This is a genomic window from Massilia sp. LMS1-1-1.1, from assembly GCF_040815535.1.
Classification (GTDB): domain Bacteria; phylum Pseudomonadota; class Gammaproteobacteria; order Burkholderiales; family Burkholderiaceae_D; genus Janthinobacterium; species Janthinobacterium aestuarii.
Genome location: NZ_JBFPNG010000048.1, coordinates 1 through 255 on the forward strand (window position 1 = coordinate 1; position 255 = coordinate 255).

The 255-nt window shown below is 51.8% G+C and carries 1 rRNA gene; it reads right to left on the reverse strand.

Annotated features, from left to right (window positions below):
* Positions 1-255 (reverse strand): 23S ribosomal RNA (locus MRBLMS1_RS24675); the annotation flags it as partial.

Genomic DNA, 255 nt, shown 5'->3' on the forward strand with positions numbered 1-255 from the left:
CTTTTCGCCTTTCCCTCACGGTACTGGTTCACTATCGGTCGATTACGAGTATTTAGCCTTGGAGGATGGTCCCCCCATATTCAGACAGGATGTCACGTGTCCCGCCCTACTTGTCGTACGCTTAGTATCACCGGTCCGATTTCACATACGGGGCTATCACCCACTATGGCTCCTATTTCCAGAGGATTCTGTTATCGGTCCGACTATCACGTACAGGCTCTTCCCATTTCGCTCGCCGCTACTTTGGGAATCTCG